We start from the raw sequence: 15,933 nt of genomic DNA, 5'->3' as shown, positions 1-15,933 counted from the left end.
GGCGGACGGGGCGTCAGACCGCCCGCCGCCGGATCAGGGTCTCCTGGACGGCGGAGGCGACCAGCCGCCCGGCGCGGTCGTAGAACTCGCCGTGCGCCAGGCCCCGGCCGTCCGAGGCGGAGGGGCTGCGCTGGGCGAACAGCAGCCACTCGTCGGCCCGGAACGGGCGGTGGAACCACATCGCGTGGTCCAGCGAGGCGAGCACGATCCGGGACGGCTCCGCGCGCTGGAAGCGGTGCGCCTGGAGGTCGATCGCGGCGGTGGAGGCCAGCGTCAGGTCGGAGAGGTAGGTGAGCGCGCAGACCTGGAGCAGCGGATCCCCGTCGGGCAGCCGGCCGCCGGTCCGCAGCCAGACGAACTGCTGCGGGGTGCCGGGGAGTTGGCCGGGCAGCCCGGGGGAGTCGGCCGGGACGAAGCGCAGCTCCAGGGTGCGGAAGACGGCGGCCCGCTCGTAGTCCTCGGGGGCCGCGGCGGCCCAGGCAGGGAAGGGGTCGGGCAGGTCCTCCGGGGCGGGCACCGCGGGCGCGGCGGAGTGCCGGTCGGGCTCGTCCTCGGGGGTCTTGAAGGAGGCGGAGAGGGTGAAGATCGCCTCGCCGTGCTGGACCGCGGTCACCCGGCGGGTGGCGTAGGAGAAGCCGTCCCGGACCGGGTCCACCTCGTAGTCGATGGGATGGCGGGGATCGCCGGGGCGCAGGAAGTAGGAGTGCAGCGAGTGCACGTGCCGCCCGCCGCCGATGGTCCGCCCGGCGGCGGTCAGCGCCTGGGCGGCCACCTGCCCGCCGAAGGCACGCATCGGCGCCCCGGCGTGGCAACGACCTCGGAACAGGTTCTCGTCCAGCCGGTCGATCCGGAGCAGTTCGACGAACCGCTCGGCGGTGTCCGCTGCGCTGGTGGCTCTGGAGGCTTCCGTCACGCGCACAGCGTACGACATCAGAGGTGGAACAGGTTTCAGGAATGTTCGTTCTTGACTGACCGTTCCTTTACTCCTAGGGTTTCCCGCATGGGACGACCACGCGCGTTCGACGAGGACGAGACCGTCCGGGCCGCCGCCCGGGTGTTCACCGACCGGGGTTTCGAGGGGACTTCGGTGGACGACCTGGTGACGGGCCTCGGGGTGCACCGCAACAGCCTCTACAAGGTCTTCGGCAGCAAGCGCGGCCTCTACCTGGCCGCCCTGCGCCGGCACCTGGACGAGGAGGTGCTCCCCGGCGCGGCGGCGCTCACCGCCGCCCCCGGCCTCGGCGTGGCCCTCGCCCGGGCCGCGGCCGCCTTCGACGACGGTCCGGCCGCCGGGCTGCTGCTGCTCGCGGCCGCCGAGCGCGCCCCGCACGACCCCGAGGTGGCGGCCCTGGTCGAGGAGGGGCTGACCGCCCTGGAGGCCGCCCTGGCCGCCCACCCGGAGGCCGGGCCCGACCTGGCCCCCGCGCTCGCCGCCACCGTGCTCGGCGTGCGGCTGCGCCGCTCCGGGAGCGGGCCCGCGCAGCTCGCCGCGCTCGCCCGTCGGATCACGTCAACCAGCTGAAGGAGTCGAGGAGATGGCAGTGGTATCGGTGGCCGACGGCGTCCTGACCGTCGAGGTCGAGGGGTGGGACCGGTTCTGGGCGCTGAAGAGCCGGATCGAGATCCCGCTCCGGCACGTCCGGGGCGCGACGGTGGACCCGGGCATCCTGCGCGAGCCCAAGGGGATCAAGGCCCCGGGCACCCACTTCCCCGGGGTGATCGTGGCGGGCACCTTCCGCCGGGACGGCGAGAAGGTGTTCTGGGACGTGAAGAACCCGGAGAAGGCCGTGGTGATCGAGCTGGTGGAGGAGGCCTACGCCCGACTGGTGGTCGAGGTGGCCGACCCCCGGGCCACCCTCGCCCTGGTCGAGCAGGCCCTGCGGACGGTCTGACGACCTGTCGACCGCCCGGAGTACGGCGCCGGACCTGACGGCTCGTCCGGTCCGGCGCGCGGCGGGTGCGGCGCCCCGGTGCGCCACGCCCTAGGGTTGCGGACCATGCTGCATCTGCGTCTGATCGTCCCGCACGACCTGCGGGACGCCGTCCTCGAACACCTCGACACCTGGGCCGGCGTCACCCACGTGGTGCTGCTGCCGGACGCCGCGCTGCGCCCCGCCGGGGACGTGGTGCTCTGCGACGTCGCGCGGGAGGCGGCCGACGAGGTGCTGGCCGGGCTGCGGGAGCTGGGGCTGGCCGAGCGCGGGGCGATCGACGTGTCGCCGCTGGAGCTCACCATCTCCAAGTCCGCTGAACGGGCCGAGGAGCTGGCCCCGGGCGACGGTGCGGACGCGCTGGTCTGGGAGGCGGTCTCCGAGATCACCCACGAGGAGTCCACGCTGAGCGTGGTCTACCTCGCCTTCATGGCCCTGGCCACCATGCTGGCCGCCTGCGGTGCGGTGCTGGACAGCGCGATCCTGGTGGTCGGCGCGATGGCGGTCGGCCCGGACTTCGGCCCGCTGGCCGGGCTCTGCGTGGCCCTGGTGCGGCGGCGGGCCAGGGAGGCGGGCCGTTCGCTGGCCGCCCTGCTGGTGGGTTTCGCGGTGGCCATGGTGCTCACCGCCGGGTTCTCCTGGGTGATGGACCAGCTGGGGCTGTTCAGTCAGGCCGCCTTCGACGCGGAGCGGCCGAACACCTCCTTCATCTGGAAGCCGGACGCGATGTCCTTCGTGGTCGCGCTGCTGGCCGGCGCGGCCGGGGTGCTCTCGTTGACCTCGGCCAAGGCGGGGATGCTGGTCGGCGTGGCGATCTCGGTCACCACCGTCCCCGCCGCGGCCAACGCGGCGGTGGCCTTCGGCTACCGGGACTACGCGCAGGCGGCGGGGTCCGGGGTCCAGCTGCTGCTCAACCTGCTGGGCATCGTGCTCGCCGGGGTGCTCACCCTGCTGGCGCAGCACTGGGCCTGGCGGATCATCAGGGCCCGGGCGGCGGCCTGAGCCACCACGGCCGCTGCCCTCAGACCGTGACCCCGTCGTCCTCCGCCCGGCGGGCGGGCCGGGCCGGTGCGGGCTGCAGCCCTTGCGGGACGAACAGTTCGGCGCCGCGCGGCATGGCCGCCACCGCGCGCCACCAGAGCCGGACCGGCGGTGGTTCGGCGGGCTCGAAGGGCTTGCCGGGGCGCGGCACCACCAGGCGGGCGCCCAGCGCCTGGGCGGCGCTGACGGTCCGTTCGGCCGGCTCCTCCCAGGGGTGCGGGGCCAGGTTGAAGGTGCACCAGTGGATCGGCAGCAGCAGCTCGCCGCCCAGGTCCAGGTGGGCCCGCACCCCCTCCTCGGGGGTCATGTGCACCTCGGGCCACAGGTCGCTGTAGGCGCCGATCTGCACCATCGTCAGATCGAACGGCCCCAGCCGGCCGCCGATCTCGGCGAAGCCGGGGAAGTACCCGGTGTCCCCGCTGTGGAACACCCGGTGCTCCGGCCCCGCCACCACCCAGGAGGCCCACAGCACCAGCGGGTTGTTCCGCGGCCCGCGGTTGCAGTAGTGGCGGGCCGGCGTGGCCGTCAGGGTCAGCCCCGCCACCTCGGCCGACTCCCACCAGTCCAGCTCGGCGATCCGGGACGCCGGGACGCCCCAGTGCTCCAGGTGCGCGCCGATCCCCAGCGGCACCGCGAAGGTGGTCCCGGTGGCGTCCAGCGCCCGGACGGTCGCCAGGTCGAGGTGGTCGTAGTGGTCGTGCGAGATCACCACCACGTCCACCGGCCCGAGTTCGGCCAGCGGGATCGGCATCGGGTGCAGCCGCTTGGGCCCGGTCCAGCCGAACGGCGAGCAGCGCTCGCTCCACACCGGGTCGAACAGCACCCGGCGGCCGTCGATCTCCACCAGCACGGTGGCGTGGCCCAGCCAGGTGGCGCGGAGCCCGGAGCCGGGCGGCTCGGCCAGCTCGATCGGGAGCAGCCGGTGCAGCGGCACCGCCGCGGCCGGTGCCCGGCGGTGCCGGCTGGCCGCGAACTGACCCCGGTTCAGCTCCAGCCGGTTGCGGGTCCTGGCCAGCCGGCTGGTGGGCACCGGATTGCGGAAGGCGCCGCCCCGGAAGTTGGGGGAGTTCCTGATCCGGGCCAGCCGGGCGCCGGTGGGCTCGGCCCCGAAGGGCTCGGTGCGGATCCGGCGCCAGGCGTCACCGGGCAGTTCCAGCAGCGGCGCGGTGCCGGTGCCGAGCGCGGCGGTGAGGGCGGCGACCCGGGACGTCCAGGCGACGGGGCTGGGCACGGCACCTCCATAAGCGGTTCTGTCCGTCTTGTCGGACATTACCGGCCGGGCCCCGCACCCACCCGGCGAGACGGAGCCGTACGCACCGTTCGGCGTAAGCGGTGGCCTGACGGTGGGTCAGGCGGCGTAGAAGCGGGTGATCGTCTCGGCCACGCAGTGCGGCTTCGGGCTGCCCTCGCTGGTGATCGTGTACCGCACCAGGGCCTGCACCCCGCCCGGCACCTCGGTCGCGGAGAGCAGCTCGGCGGTGGCCCGGACGGCGGTGCCGACCGGCACCGGGGCGGGGAAGCGGACCTTCTCCGAGCCGTAGTTGAGCGCCATCCTGATGCCCTCGACGGCGTAGCACTCCTTCGCCAGCACCGGGATCAGCGACAGCGTCAGGTACCCGTGCGCGATGGTCCCCCCGAAGGGGCTCTCCTTCGCCCGCAGCGGGTCCACGTGGATCCACTGGTGATCCCCCGTCGCCTCCGCGAACAGGTCGACCCGGCCCTGGTCGATGGTGTGCCACTCGCTGGTGCCCAGCTCGGTGCCGACCGCTGCGGTCAACTCGGCGAGGGAGGCGTACGTCGTCACGGCTGCTCCTGACGGAAAGGGGGACGGAACACCGGCAGAGTATGCCTACCCACGGGTCACTTGTCAGCGGTGGATCGCGAGGGACGAAGGTGGTGATGCCAGGGGCGCGAGGAACTGCGCGAGTACGGAAGGCGGCCCAGTGCTAGATCGGGGCAGTCGAGCCAGTTGCACGCGCTGCCGTTCCCCAGCGCGCAGTTCCTCGCGCCCCTACGGGGCGCAGCCCCGTGCGCCGGCTCAGCCCCGTTGGAGCGCCTGCCCCGCAGGGAGGACGCGGCGTCCGCTGACCAGCTCCGGGGCGATCCGGACGAACATCGGCTGCTGGCCGCTGCTCACCCAGGGCATCGGCCCGGTCCGCAGCAGCCGCCGGACGGCGGCCTCGTCGCGGACGACCTCCGCGCGGCCGTGCACCAGGACGGACCAGCCGGTCCGGGTGGAGGGGTCCAGGTGGTCGGCCTGGAAGGCGGCGACGGTGCCGTCGAGGGCGCGGCTGACGGTGGTGCCGGCCCGCAGGCCGAGGACCAGGGTGCCGTCGGGGGCCACCTCGAAGGCGACCGGGAGGACCGCGGGGAGGGCGTGCTCGGTGTACACCACGCGCCCGATGGGCACGGTGCCGAGCAGGCGCAGGCACTCGGCCTCGCCCAGGGTCTCCACTCGCTCGTCTCGGTCCATGTACCCGATGGTGCCGCTTCGGACGGCCCGTCAGTAGGGCCCATGGTCCCGCGATGGTCCCTGACCTGCGTGGACCCGCGTCATTCCGGTCGAAACGGCACGCGCGACGAGGGCGGCCGGATAGCTTGTGCGGCGGGGCCGGCGCACGGCGGCGGTGGTGGTGGGCAGGGAGGGATGCCGGTGAGCGGCGGGATCGAGTTGGTGGTGATCGGCGCGGACGGCGGGCCGGAGCGGGCCCACGCCGGGTCCGCGCGGGCGGCCGACGGGGCCCGGCGGCTGGCGGCGGAGCTGCCCGGACGGTGCTTCGACGCGGGGGCCCGGGGGAGCCGGGTGACCCTGGTGGCGCCGGAGGCGGACGCGAACGCGATGCTGACGGCGCTGCGGGCGGCGGCCCAGCGTCCGGCCCGGTGGCTGGTGGTCGCGCTGCTGGGTCAGCTGGTGGCGGACCCGCGCGGGCGGCGGCTGGCACTGGTGACGGGCGGGTCGACGCCGGACAACGCCTACCGGCGCGGGCTGGCCTGGGACTGGGTGGTGAGCACCATGGTGCACGGGGACCAGGAGGAGACCCTGCTGCTGGTGGACGCCGTGGCCGACAAGGACGCCTGGGGGGCGCTCGAACGGGGTGAGGAGGGGGCGGGCGAACTGCTCTCGCACTCCCGGGTGCCGCTGTGGGGACGGGTGGCGCGCTACCAGCCGCCCCGGCGAGGACGGGACACCGTGCTGCCGGGCGGGGAGGGCTCGTTCACCTGGGCGCTGGACCGGGTGCTGGAGCACGGCCTGCCCGGCGCCCCCGCGGCGGTGGCGCCGACGGACCTCCAGGCGGCCGTGGAGACCCAGCTGGCCTGGGCGGAGAGCGCCTACGGGGTGGCCGGGGCACGGCTGTTGGCACCGGGCGAGCAGGGGAGGCTGCTGCTCCGCAACCGGGCCGCCGTCCGGGGCGCATTGGCCGGATTGTCGCTTTCGGAGGAACTGTTGGCGGTTCTGTGGCGGGAAAGTGCCCCAATGGATCCGCCTTCCGCGTAAGGTCAGGACGCCCGAGGTGTTGCCGGGCAGGGGCGGGTTGGCGAAGAATCAATCCCCCGAAGCAGCACCAGGGGTGGCGGATTTCTTCTGCGGCGGCGGTCCCTCGCGGGGCGGGCCGCGACGAGGTGGGGCGATGCGGCAGCACGGAATTGTGGTGCGCCCAGGGAGGGTTGGGGCCGGCGGGGCACTCCTGCTGCTCCTCGCCGCCTGTGGCCAGAGCGGGTCCGCCGACCGGCTCTCCGACGTCTCCGCCGCCCCAACTGCTCCTGCTGTCACGGCAACCGCCACCGTGGGGGCCTCCGCCAAGCCGATGACCGGTCTCGAAGGGGCCAACGCCACCGTGGTGTTGGCGGCCTACCGGACGTGGTGGGACACCAGGACGGCTGCTTTCGGACAACCGGAGGCGGACGTTCTGCCGCTGAGGCTCTCCTCGAGCGGACAGGCGCTCAGCGACACGATGGTCACCCTCACCGAGCTCTCCGAGGCGAAGAAGGTGATGGTCGGGGCGCCGCGCAACGCGCCGCTGGTGACGGCGGTGGACCTGGAGGCCAAGCCCCCGACCGCCACCGTCGAGGACTGCATCGACGTCACGGACTGGCACCAGGCCGACGCGAGGACCAGGGCGACGGCGGAACCGAAGAACCGCCTCACCCGCTACACCGCGAAGGTCACCCTGCGCAAGACCGAATCCCGTTGGCAGATCGTCGAATTCATCCGCGAGGTGGGCCGAACATGCTGAACGGCGTCCGACGGAACGCTCTCCGAGCCCTGCTGGTGACCGGCCTGGTCACCGCCCTGTCCAGCCCGGCGGTCGCCGACGAGCCGGGCGGCACGGTCGACCCCTGCGAGGTGCGCGACATCTGCATCGTCGTCACCGAGCCCGGTGGCGGCGGCAGTACGACCCCCGGCCCCGGCACCCCGGGCGGCGGCGGCAGCGACAACGGCGTCCCGCTCTGCACCTGGAACGGCGTCGACCGGCCCTGCTGGGACCCGAAGCTGGGCTGGTTCAGCAAGGACAACGGCTGCTACTACCAGCCCGCCAACCCGCAGCCCCCGGTCACCGCGGCGGTCTGGGGCGGCAGGACCCCGGCCGACGGCGCCATCTACGACGTGGTCTGCCGCGACAAGGACGGCAACCTCTCGGTCTGGCCGCAGCAGTTCTTCCCGCAGCCGCCGATCCCGATGCCGGTCTACGACAACCCGGCCGACCTCGCGTCGAAGGCCGTCGCCAAGCTCCGGCTGCTCCCGCCGGACATGCGCACCGCGCCGGCCGGCAAGGCCGCGGTCGGGGTGCCGGTCTGGCTCTGGTACGAGCGGAGCGAACGCAGCTCCGGCCCGGTCAGCGCGGAGGCCAAGGGGAACGTGCTGACCGTGACCGCCCACGCGGAGCTGGACCACGTCGAGTGGACCACCGGCCTCGGCGAGCAGCCGGTCAGCTGCAAGGGCCCCGGCACCCCGTACACGGCCGGCTCGGGCGCGGTCACCTCACCGGACTGCCAGTACGTCTACGGCAACAGCTCGGCCGGGCAGCCCGACGGCAAGTACTACGTCGCGGCCACCGCGGTCTGGAAGATCACGGCCATCCGCGAGGACACCAAGCAGCGGGTCAGGCCGGACTTCCTCTTCCGGGTGCCCGCCCTCGCCCCGACGCCGGTCGAGGTGGCCGAGGTCCAGCTGCTCAACTGACGCGGCCTCACCTCGCCCCGCGCACCGGTCCCCAGGACCGTCCCCCGACCCCCCGTACGAAAGGCCGAAGCCCGGTGGAGCAACGAACCTTCCCCACGCCGAGCCCCGGCATCACCGTCCCCGCCGCCGAGGCGGCCCGGGTGGCTCCGCACGCGCCGCCGCGCACCCTGCGGGCCAGACGGCGGCGCCCGGCGGTGATCGCCATGGCGGTGGCCATGGTGGCGGCCGGCGGTCTCGGCGGGGCGGTGCTCTACAACTCCACCGGGCAGCGGATCGCGGTGCTCGCGCTGGCCCGGGACGTGCCCGCCGGACAGGCCATCGCCCCCGAGGACCTGGTCGTGGCACGGATCGCCTCCGACCCCGCGCTCAAGCCGCTGGACGCCGCCGACCGCTCCCGCACCATCGGGCTGCGGGCCTCCCGCGACCTCAGGCGCGGCGGGCTGCTGCTCAGGGCCGACGTCACCGGCGAGTCCCTGGTCGAGCCCGGCCAGACGGTGGTCGGCGTGGCGGTCAAGCGCACCCAGCTGCCGAGCACCCGGCTCAACCCCGGCAACCGGATCGTGGTGGTCTCCACCCCGGACAACGGCCCGAACGGGACCGTCCGCACCCCCGAGACCATCCCGGTCAAGGTGGTCGCGGTCGGCAAGGTGGACTCCGACGGCAGCCAGGTGGTCGACGTGGCGCTGCCGCTCGCCGACGGTCCCAAGCTGGCCGCCTGGGTGGCCGGCGGGCGTCTGCAGATCATCCTGGCCCCGCGCGACGGAGCGGCCCCGGCCGCCCCGACGCCCTCCCCGAGCGGGAGCGCGGGCTGATGGGCCGTCACCTCGGGACGGCCGCCACGGCCCGCCCCGCCCGTGCACCCGGGGTCGGCCGGGGGGTGGTCCCGTGGCGGTGATCGCGCTCGTCGGCGGTCCGGGCGCCCCCGGAGCCACCACCTCGGCGCTGGCCCTGCTGCTCTCCTGGCCGCTGCACCCGGGCCGCCGGGTGCTGCTGGTGGAGTGCGACCCGGACGGCGGCGCGGTGCTGGCCGGCGCGCTGGAGGGCCGGGTCGAGGCGGTCTACGGGCTGCGCAACCTGGCCGTCGCGGACCGCCGCGGCCTGCTCGCCCAGGCCCTCTGGGAGCAGCTGGTGGACATCTCGCCGGACGGCACCGGGGAGCGCCTGCTGCTGCCCGGCCTGACCGACCCGGCCCAGGCCCCCGGCCTGGCGTACACCTGGGAGCCGCTGGTGGAGGCGCTGCACGCGCTCGAACCCCAGGGCTACGACGTGCTGTTGGACCTCGGCCGGTCCGGCGCGTACGGGCCGGGCGCGGTGCTGGCCCGGCGGGCCGACGCGGTGGTGGTGACGGTGCGCAGCACGCTGCGCGGCCTGAGCTCGGCCCGGCCCCGGCTGGCCGCGCTGCGCGAGGACCTGACCCAGTCGGGCAGCGGCCCGGACGCGCTGGGCGTGCTGGTGGTGGCCGAGGGCCCGTACCCGGCCGCGGAGATCGCCCGCGAGTTCGGCGTGCCGGTGCTCGGGGTGCTCCCGCACGCGCCGCGCACCGCCCGGCTGCTCTCGGACGGCGGGGACACCGGGGATCGCCGGTTCGTCCGCTCCGAGCTGATGCGCACCGCCCGTTCGGCGGCCGACCAGATCCAACTGCTCGTCAGGCGCCGTCGGCAGCGCCTGGCCCCGGCCGCCGTACCCGGGGCTGTCGAACCGCAGCACCCGGGGCCGGCGCTGCCGTCCCCCGACCAGGAGTCGCACCCCTTGGCCTACCAGCAGCCCGGCGTCCCGCAGCCCGGCGTCCAGCCGCCTCCGTCGCAGGCCCAGCAGCCGTACCCTCAGCACGCCTACTCCCAGCAGGCCCACTTCCAGCAGCCCCAGCAGCAGGGCTACACGCTCGGCCCGCACGCCCCCCGGCAGCAGCCTCCGCAGGCCGCCTACCGCCAGGCCGCGTTCGCCGAGCCGGGCCGCCCGCCGGCCCACCCCACGTCGGTGTCACCGGGCGCTCCGGCGGACGGCCGGCCCGGCCCGGTGGTGCCCGCGCCGCCGGTGCCGCAGCCCGCCGCCCCGGAGCCGTTCCGGGCTCCGGCCGAGGCCGACCCGCCGACCTACGGGCAGGTGCTCCGTGCGCGGTAGCCCCCTCCACGACCCGCTGCAGAAGCCCTCGGCCGACCCGGCCGGGCTGCCCTGGACCACCGCCCAGCCGGTGATACCGCATGCGGCGCCGGTCGGTCAGTTCACCTCCGGGCCGGTCAGCTCCGCCGCCGCGCAGGCCGCTCCGGTGCCCGCCATCGAGCCCGTCGGGGTCCGCCCGGCGGTCGACCAGCAGGTCGCCCGGGAGCTCAAGCGCCAGGTCGCGGCCGAGCTGCACGAGCAGCTGGCCCGGCTGAGCGACCTGTCCGGGGTGGAGGCCGACCGGGCCACCCGGCGCCAGCGCGGCCGTGCGCTGATCGACGAGGTGGTGGCCCGCTGGTCCGACGCCTACGCCCAGACCCACGGCATCCCGCCGACCAGGGAGCAGGACCGGGCGCTGGCCGAGGCCGTCTACGACCTGCTGTTCCGGGCCGGGCGGCTCCAGCCCTACCTGGACGACCCGGAGATCGAGAACATCCTCATCAACGGCTGCGACGACGTGTGGATCTCCAAGGTCCACCAACCGCTGCGCCAGGTACCGCCGGTGGCGGACAGCGACGCCGAGCTGATCGAGCTGCTCCAGGACCTGGCCCGCCAGCACGGCGGCGGCGAGCGCAGCCTGTCCACCGCCAGCCCGATGCTGGCGCTGCGGCTGGAGGGCGGCATGCGCCTGCAGGCGATGACCGAGGTGACGCCCCGTCCGTACGTGGCGATCCGCCGCCACCGGGTGGCCTCGGCGACCCTCGCGGACCTGGTCCAACTGGGCACGGTGGACCACACCCTGGCCGCCTTCCTGGCCTCGGCGATCCGGGCCCGGAAGAACGTGATGATCACCGGCACCCAGGGCGTCGGCAAGACCAGCCTGCTGCGCGCGATGGCGGCCGAGATCCCGCCGGACGAGCGGGTCGGCACCCTGGAGTCGGAGTTCGAGCTCTGGCTGCACACCCTCGGCCACCTGCGTCAGGTGGTGCCGATGGAGGCCCGGGAGGGCAACGGCGAGCGGGTGGACGGCAAGGTGGCCGGCGAGCTGACGATCGGTGAGCTGATCCCGGCCGCGCTGCGGATGACGCTGTCGCGGATCATCGTCGGCGAGGTCCGCTCCGGCGAGGTGGTGCCGATGCTGCGGGTGATGACCAACGGCGAGGGCGGCTCGATGTGCACCCTGCACGCCCGTGGCCCGCAGATGGTGGTGGACCGGATCGCCGAGCTCTGCCTGGAGTACGGCGCCCACATGACCGACACCCTGGCCTACCGGCTGACCGCCAACGCGGTCGACCTGATCGTGCACGTGTCGATGGTGGACGAGACCGCGCTCGGCGGCCGCCGGCACCGCTTCGTCTCGCACGTGATGGAGGTGACCGGGATCGGCGAGAGCGGCCGTCCGGCGCTGAACACCGTCTTCGGCCCGCGCCCCGACCTGGGCGAGCCCCGGGCCGTGCCGCACACCCCGCCGAACTGCCTGGACGACCTGCGCCGGGCCGGCTTCGACGCGGGCCTGCTGTCGTCGGCGTACGGCAGTTGGGGCGCCCCGCTCAACCTGCGGATCGGGGGCGGTCGCTGATGCTGCTCTTCGTGCTCTGCGGACTGCTGGTGGTCGGCGGCCTGGTGCTGCTGGTGGTGGGGCTGCGCGGCGTCGACCGGTCGGAGCAGGACGCGGCCCGGCCCCTCGCGAGCCGTCTCTCCAACCGGACCAGGCGTCAACTCCCGTTCCAGGTGCTGGCGTTCGCCGTCGGCACGGTGCTGGTGCTGCTCTCCGGCCGTCCGCCGGTGGTGCTGGTGCTGGTCGCCCTGGTGGCCTTCGGTCTGCCCTGGCTGTACGGCGCCACCAAGGCCGACATGCACCGGATCGAGAAGCTGGAGGCGCTGGCCGAGTGGACCCAGCGGCTGGGCGACGTGCTGCTGCTCGGCGTCGGCCTGAACCAGGCCATCGTGACCAGCCGCCGGACCGCTCCGCCCGCCCTGGAGGCCGAGATCGCCGAGCTCAGCGCCCGCCTGCAGTCCCGCTGGCGGCCGGAGGAGGCGCTGCGGGCCTTCGGCGACCGGATCGCCGACGCGACCGCCGACAAGGTGCTGGCCGCCCTGGTGCTGCGCGCCGGGGACAGCGGCCCGGGCCTGGCCCGCACCCTCGGCGACCTGGCCGGGTCGGTCCGCGAGGAGGTCCGCCAGCGGCGAGCCATCGAGGCGGGCCGGGCCACGCACCGCACCACCATCCGCTGGCTGCTGGTGATCATCCTCGGGGTGCTGGTGGTCGGTGTGCTGAACGACCGTTACGTCCAGCCGTACGGCACCTTCCTGGGGCAGATGGTGTTGCTGGTGGTGCTGGTGCTGTTCGTCCTGGTGATCGCCTGGATGAAGAAGCTGGCCACCCAGCCGCAGCTGCCCCGGCTGCTGGAGCCCGACCGGCGGAGCAGGACCGGCGCGGTCCGGCTGCCCGCCCCGGACGGGCCGGACGTCTCGCCGGCCGGGACGCAGCCGACCGCCGGCGCGCCCGTGCCCGCCGTCCCCTCGCTGTTCCGGAAGGAGGCCCCGTGATCTCCCTCTGGTCCGTCCTGGCCGGTGCCGCGGTGCTCGGTGGCATCGCCCTGATCGCCTCCGAACTCAGGCCCGCACCACCGGACTTGGCGCAGGCCCTGGACCGGCTGCACCGGGTTCCGACGGAGACCCAGGAGCTCGGGGGCCGGGCCGCCTGGGCCGACCGGATCGGCGCCCGCTCGATCCATCTGGCCGGTGCGCGCATCCCGCACCAGCAGCTCGCGCTGATCGGCCGCACCCCGGCCCGCTTCATGGCGCACAAGCTGCTCTTCGGCCTGATCGGACTGATGACCCCCGCCTACCTGGTGCTGTTCACCACCCTGATGGACGTCCAGCTGCCGCTGCTGGTTCCCGTGCTGGTGGGCCCGGGGCTGGCCCTGCTGGGCTGGCTGGTGCCGGACGCCATCGTCAAGGGCGAGGCCAAGGAGGCCCGTACCGAGTACCTCAACGGGATCGCCGCCTACCTCGAACTGGTCGCCCTGGAGCGGGCCGCCGACCTCGGCCCGGCCGAGGCGCTGCGGCGGGCCGCCGTGGTCGGCCGATCGACCGTGCTGCGCCGGATCAGGGACGCCCTGGACCGCGCCACCACCGACCGGCTCCCACCCTGGGAGGGCCTCGACGCCCTCGCCACCGAACTCGGTCTGACGCCCCTTCAGGACGTCGCCGACATCATGCGGCTGTCCGGCACCGACGGGGCGGCCGTGTACGACACCCTCCGGGCCCGGGCGAAGAGCCTGCGCGACGAACTGCTCGCGGAGGACCTGGCCCGGGCCAACACCGACAGCGAGCGGATGGTGGCGCCGGGAGCGGCGCTCACCCTGCTCATGACGGTGCTGATCGCGTTTCCCGCGCTGTACCAGATGCTCAACTTCATCTAGCCGCCAACCGTAGACCCTGGAGAGCAGATCATGGCCGTACTGCGCTCGTTCCTCACCGCACTCTTCCTTCCCGTGCAACTCCTCATGTTCGCCTTCCACTACCGGATGGGCCGCCTCCGGGCGGCCCGGGCCACGGGCGATCGCGGCGCCATCAGCATCGAGCTGGCGCTCGCCGTGGTCGTGCTGGTCGCCATCGCCGGCGCCATCGTGGTGGCGGTGCGCAGCCTGGGCAGCACCGTGAAGGGGCACATCCCGACCGACGCGAACGTCACCCCCATTCCGTGATCCGCCGTTCGCCGTCCGCCCGGACCGGAGCCCGTCGGGGCGACCGGGGCGCGCTGAGCATCGAGCTCGCCCTGGTCTTCCCGATCGCGCTGTTCCTGGTCTTCCTCGTGGTGCAGGCCGCCCTCTACTGGTACGCGGGCCAGGCCGCGCTCACGGCTGCCCGCGAGGGCGCCGAGGCCGGCCGGGCCCAGGGCGCCGCCTCCGATTCGGGCGCCCGGCGGGCCGGGGACTTCCTGACCCGGGTCGGTGATCTCGCCGAGCGGGTCGACGTGAAGACCGACACCAGTGACGCGACCACCTACCGGATCTCCGTCACGGTCCGGCCGCTGGCCGTGGTGCCGGGGTTCGACCGGCTGCTGATCACCCGTCGGATCAGCGCTCCCCGGGAGAAGTTCGTCCCGCAGGGCGGGCGGCCGTGAGGCGCCCGCCCGCCCTGCGCGGGCCGCTCGTGCTCCGCCGGCGCCGCCCCGGCGCGGACCGCGGCAGCTTCGCGATCGAACTGGCGATCCTCGCCCCCGCGTTGGTCTTCTTCGTGCTGATCGCCGTCGCGGCCGGGCGTATTCAGACCACCGGCGGGGTAGTGGACGCAGCAGCCCGTTCCGGCGCCCGCGCGGCCTCCCTGGCGCGCAGCCCGGAGGGGGCGGAGCAGGCCGCACACGACGCGGTGGCCGCGGCGCTGGCGGGGCAGGGGGTGCTGTGCGAGGGCGCGGAACGCTCCGCGGTCGCGTACGGCACGCTGCCCACGCCGGAGGGTCCGCTCACCACCGTGACGGTGCAGGTCAGCTGCACGGTCCGGCTGGCGGACCTGCTGGCGGGGCTGCCCGCCGGCTCCAAGAAGATGACCGGCACCTTCACCTCGGTGCTGGACCGCTACCGGGCAACCGGCTGAGAGGGGAGGGGATTTGAGTCCGAATCGGTTCCGTCGACGGGCGGACGAAGGCTCGATCGCCCTCTTCGTGGCGATCTGCGTGGCCGGCCTGGTGATCATGGTCGGTATCGTGTTGGAGGGCGGTGGCCGGCTGCGGGCGATCGAGAACGCCGACGCGCGCGCCCAGGAGGCCGCCCGGGCGGTGGGCCAACAGCTGGACCAGGCCGCCCTGTTGAGCGGCCGCGGCTACGTGCTGAAGAAGGACCTGGACGAGGCCCGCAGCGTGGCCACCGCCTATCTGGAGCCGTACGGGCTGAAGCCCGCGGACATCACCTTCCGGGGGGACCGGACCGTGGTGGTGGAGATCCGGACCACGTACCGGACCACCCTGCTCGGCGCGATGCGGGTGGAGGAGTTGGACGTGCGCGGCGTCGGTTCGGCCGGGCTGGTGCACGGAGTCAGGCAAGCGGAGAACCCGTGAGGGGCGGGGCTCCGGTCCGGGCTGACGCCCGGTCAGGCGGGCGCCGCGGCGGCAGGGCCGCAGCGGCGCGGGGTGTGAGGGAAGCGGGGACGGGCTGATGGCGGCGCGAGGGACCAAGGGACAGGACCGGCGGGCCGGGACGGGCTCGCGGGTCGAGCCGGGCCCGGGCGTGCCGGCCGCACGGCGGCCGGTGCCGTTGCGGCCGCGGCGACGGCGCAGGACCGTCGGCTCGGTGTTCACCGCGCTCGGCGCCCTGGTGCTGCTGGCCGTGCTGCTGGCCGGGGTGCCGATGCTGCTCGGCTACGGCACCCTCGCGGTGGCCGCGATGGGCGGTCAGAGCACCTCCGGCCTGACCGACCTGCTGACCAGCCCCGACGACGGCCGGATCTTCCTCTGGGTCCTGGTCGCGATCGGCTGGATCGGCTGGCTCTGCTTCGCGCTCTCGGTGCTGCTGGAGATCCCGGCCCAACTGCGCGGCCGGGTGGCCCGCCGTCTCCCCGCCTTCGGCTGGAGCCAGCGGCTGGCCGCCGGCCTGGTCGGCTCGGTGATCGCCCCTGCTGCCGGTGGCCGGCTCCGCCTCGCGGCCGTCCCGGAGCTCGGGCCCGCCGCGGCCCCCG

General features: G+C 74.6%; 19 protein-coding genes and 1 pseudogene. 16 read left to right on the top strand and 4 right to left on the bottom strand.

The genetic code is table 11. From position 1 onward, the window contains the following. Positions 1-13 precede the first annotated feature (13 nt). Positions 14-913: an acyl-CoA thioesterase gene (locus tag ABD946_RS04135; protein ID WP_345280153.1), complete on the bottom strand. Its 900-nt coding sequence runs from the start codon at positions 911-913 to the stop codon at positions 14-16. Between the two features lie 87 nt (positions 914-1,000). Between ABD946_RS04135 and ABD946_RS04130 the strand changes: the two genes are divergently transcribed. The 3 genes from ABD946_RS04130 (at position 1,001) to ABD946_RS04120 (ending at position 2,933) form a co-directional block, all read left to right on the top strand. Beyond that, positions 1,001-1,522 carry a TetR/AcrR family transcriptional regulator gene (locus ABD946_RS04130; RefSeq protein ID WP_345280151.1) on the top strand — a complete coding sequence of 174 codons (522 nt, stop codon included), beginning with the start codon at positions 1,001-1,003 and terminating at the stop codon, positions 1,520-1,522. A 13-nt stretch (positions 1,523-1,535) separates the two neighbouring features. Then, a complete protein-coding gene (locus tag ABD946_RS04125; RefSeq protein WP_345280149.1) occupies positions 1,536-1,892 on the top strand; it encodes a hypothetical protein in 357 nt (118 codons plus the stop codon). A gap of 105 nt (positions 1,893-1,997) precedes the next feature. Beyond that, positions 1,998-2,933, top strand: a complete 936-nt coding sequence (locus tag ABD946_RS04120; protein ID WP_345280148.1) for a DUF389 domain-containing protein — start codon at positions 1,998-2,000, stop codon at positions 2,931-2,933. 19 nt (positions 2,934-2,952) lie between these two features. Here the strand turns inward: ABD946_RS04120 and ABD946_RS04115 are convergent, their stop codons facing one another. From ABD946_RS04115 to ABD946_RS04105, 3 genes are all read right to left on the bottom strand, one after another. Continuing rightward, entirely contained in the window at positions 2,953-4,131 is a 1,179-nt protein-coding gene (locus ABD946_RS04115; protein WP_345280303.1) for an MBL fold metallo-hydrolase, read from the bottom strand. A gap of 189 nt (positions 4,132-4,320) precedes the next feature. Continuing rightward, on the bottom strand, positions 4,321-4,776 hold the full coding sequence (locus ABD946_RS04110; protein ID WP_345280146.1) for a MaoC family dehydratase: 456 nt from the start codon (positions 4,774-4,776) through the stop codon (positions 4,321-4,323). A gap of 234 nt (positions 4,777-5,010) precedes the next feature. Next, positions 5,011-5,445: a pyridoxamine 5'-phosphate oxidase family protein gene (locus tag ABD946_RS04105; RefSeq protein WP_345280144.1), complete on the bottom strand. Its 435-nt coding sequence runs from the start codon at positions 5,443-5,445 to the stop codon at positions 5,011-5,013. 180 nt (positions 5,446-5,625) lie between these two features. Between ABD946_RS04105 and ABD946_RS04100 the strand changes: the two genes are divergently transcribed. From ABD946_RS04100 to ABD946_RS04040, 13 genes and pseudogenes are all read left to right on the top strand, one after another. Continuing rightward, positions 5,626-6,468: a hypothetical protein gene (locus tag ABD946_RS04100; RefSeq protein WP_345280142.1), complete on the top strand. Its 843-nt coding sequence runs from the start codon at positions 5,626-5,628 to the stop codon at positions 6,466-6,468. Positions 6,469-6,601: 133 nt separating this feature from the next. Then, a complete protein-coding gene (locus tag ABD946_RS04095; protein ID WP_345280140.1) occupies positions 6,602-7,207 on the top strand; it encodes a hypothetical protein in 606 nt (201 codons plus the stop codon). Beyond that, on the top strand, positions 7,201-8,154 hold the full coding sequence (locus ABD946_RS04090; RefSeq protein ID WP_345280138.1) for a hypothetical protein: 954 nt from the start codon (positions 7,201-7,203) through the stop codon (positions 8,152-8,154). The genes ABD946_RS04095 and ABD946_RS04090 overlap by 7 nt, the downstream gene beginning before the upstream one ends. A 74-nt stretch (positions 8,155-8,228) precedes the next feature. Beyond that, entirely contained in the window at positions 8,229-8,966 is a 738-nt protein-coding gene (locus ABD946_RS04085; RefSeq protein ID WP_345280136.1) for an SAF domain-containing protein, read from the top strand. Between the two features lie 73 nt (positions 8,967-9,039). Continuing rightward, positions 9,040-10,275 carry a hypothetical protein gene (locus tag ABD946_RS04080; protein WP_345280134.1) on the top strand — a complete coding sequence of 412 codons (1,236 nt, stop codon included), beginning with the start codon at positions 9,040-9,042 and terminating at the stop codon, positions 10,273-10,275. Continuing rightward, entirely contained in the window at positions 10,265-11,833 is a 1,569-nt protein-coding gene (locus tag ABD946_RS04075) for a TadA family conjugal transfer-associated ATPase (protein WP_345280133.1), read from the top strand. The genes ABD946_RS04080 and ABD946_RS04075 overlap by 11 nt, the downstream gene beginning before the upstream one ends. Beyond that, on the top strand, positions 11,833-12,804 hold the full coding sequence (locus ABD946_RS04070; RefSeq protein WP_345280131.1) for a type II secretion system F family protein: 972 nt from the start codon (positions 11,833-11,835) through the stop codon (positions 12,802-12,804). Before ABD946_RS04075 ends, ABD946_RS04070 begins: the two co-directional genes overlap by 1 nt. Next, a complete protein-coding gene (locus ABD946_RS04065; RefSeq protein ID WP_345280129.1) occupies positions 12,801-13,682 on the top strand; it encodes a type II secretion system F family protein in 882 nt (293 codons plus the stop codon). Before ABD946_RS04070 ends, ABD946_RS04065 begins: the two co-directional genes overlap by 4 nt. Before the next feature lie 30 nt (positions 13,683-13,712). Further along, complete coding sequence (locus tag ABD946_RS04060; RefSeq protein ID WP_345280128.1) at positions 13,713-13,967, top strand: hypothetical protein; 255 nt, start codon at positions 13,713-13,715, stop codon at positions 13,965-13,967. Beyond that, positions 13,964-14,386, top strand: a complete 423-nt coding sequence (locus ABD946_RS04055) for a TadE family protein (protein WP_345280126.1) — start codon at positions 13,964-13,966, stop codon at positions 14,384-14,386. Before ABD946_RS04060 ends, ABD946_RS04055 begins: the two co-directional genes overlap by 4 nt. Next, positions 14,383-14,856: a TadE/TadG family type IV pilus assembly protein gene (locus ABD946_RS04050; RefSeq protein WP_345280124.1), complete on the top strand. Its 474-nt coding sequence runs from the start codon at positions 14,383-14,385 to the stop codon at positions 14,854-14,856. The genes ABD946_RS04055 and ABD946_RS04050 overlap by 4 nt, the downstream gene beginning before the upstream one ends. A gap of 13 nt (positions 14,857-14,869) precedes the next feature. Further along, positions 14,870-15,316: a hypothetical protein gene (locus ABD946_RS04045; protein WP_345280122.1), complete on the top strand. Its 447-nt coding sequence runs from the start codon at positions 14,870-14,872 to the stop codon at positions 15,314-15,316. A 97-nt stretch (positions 15,317-15,413) separates the two neighbouring features. Then, positions 15,414-15,933 (top strand): annotated as a pseudogene (locus tag ABD946_RS04040) (hypothetical protein); the annotation flags it as partial.

Origin of the sequence: Kitasatospora albolonga, assembly GCF_039535905.1 — a bacterium.
In the GTDB taxonomy this organism is placed as follows: Bacteria; Actinomycetota; Actinomycetes; order Streptomycetales; family Streptomycetaceae; genus Kitasatospora; species Kitasatospora albolonga.
Note: the sequence above shows the minus strand (reverse complement) of the source record. Positions and strands in the feature narration are given on the sequence as shown.

Coding starts and splice junctions, on each gene's coding strand:
- ABD946_RS04090 (WP_345280138.1), top strand. CDS start 7,201: ATGCTGAACGGCGTCCGACGGAACGCTCTCCGAGCCCTGCTGGTGACC.
- ABD946_RS04105 (WP_345280144.1), bottom strand. CDS start 5,445: ATGGACCGAGACGAGCGAGTGGAGACCCTGGGCGAGGCCGAGTGCCTG.
- ABD946_RS04095 (WP_345280140.1), top strand. CDS start 6,602: ATGCGGCAGCACGGAATTGTGGTGCGCCCAGGGAGGGTTGGGGCCGGC.
- ABD946_RS04070 (WP_345280131.1), top strand. CDS start 11,833: ATGCTGCTCTTCGTGCTCTGCGGACTGCTGGTGGTCGGCGGCCTGGTG.
- ABD946_RS04060 (WP_345280128.1), top strand. CDS start 13,713: ATGGCCGTACTGCGCTCGTTCCTCACCGCACTCTTCCTTCCCGTGCAA.
- ABD946_RS04120 (WP_345280148.1), top strand. CDS start 1,998: ATGCTGCATCTGCGTCTGATCGTCCCGCACGACCTGCGGGACGCCGTC.
- ABD946_RS04125 (WP_345280149.1), top strand. CDS start 1,536: ATGGCAGTGGTATCGGTGGCCGACGGCGTCCTGACCGTCGAGGTCGAG.
- ABD946_RS04130 (WP_345280151.1), top strand. CDS start 1,001: ATGGGACGACCACGCGCGTTCGACGAGGACGAGACCGTCCGGGCCGCC.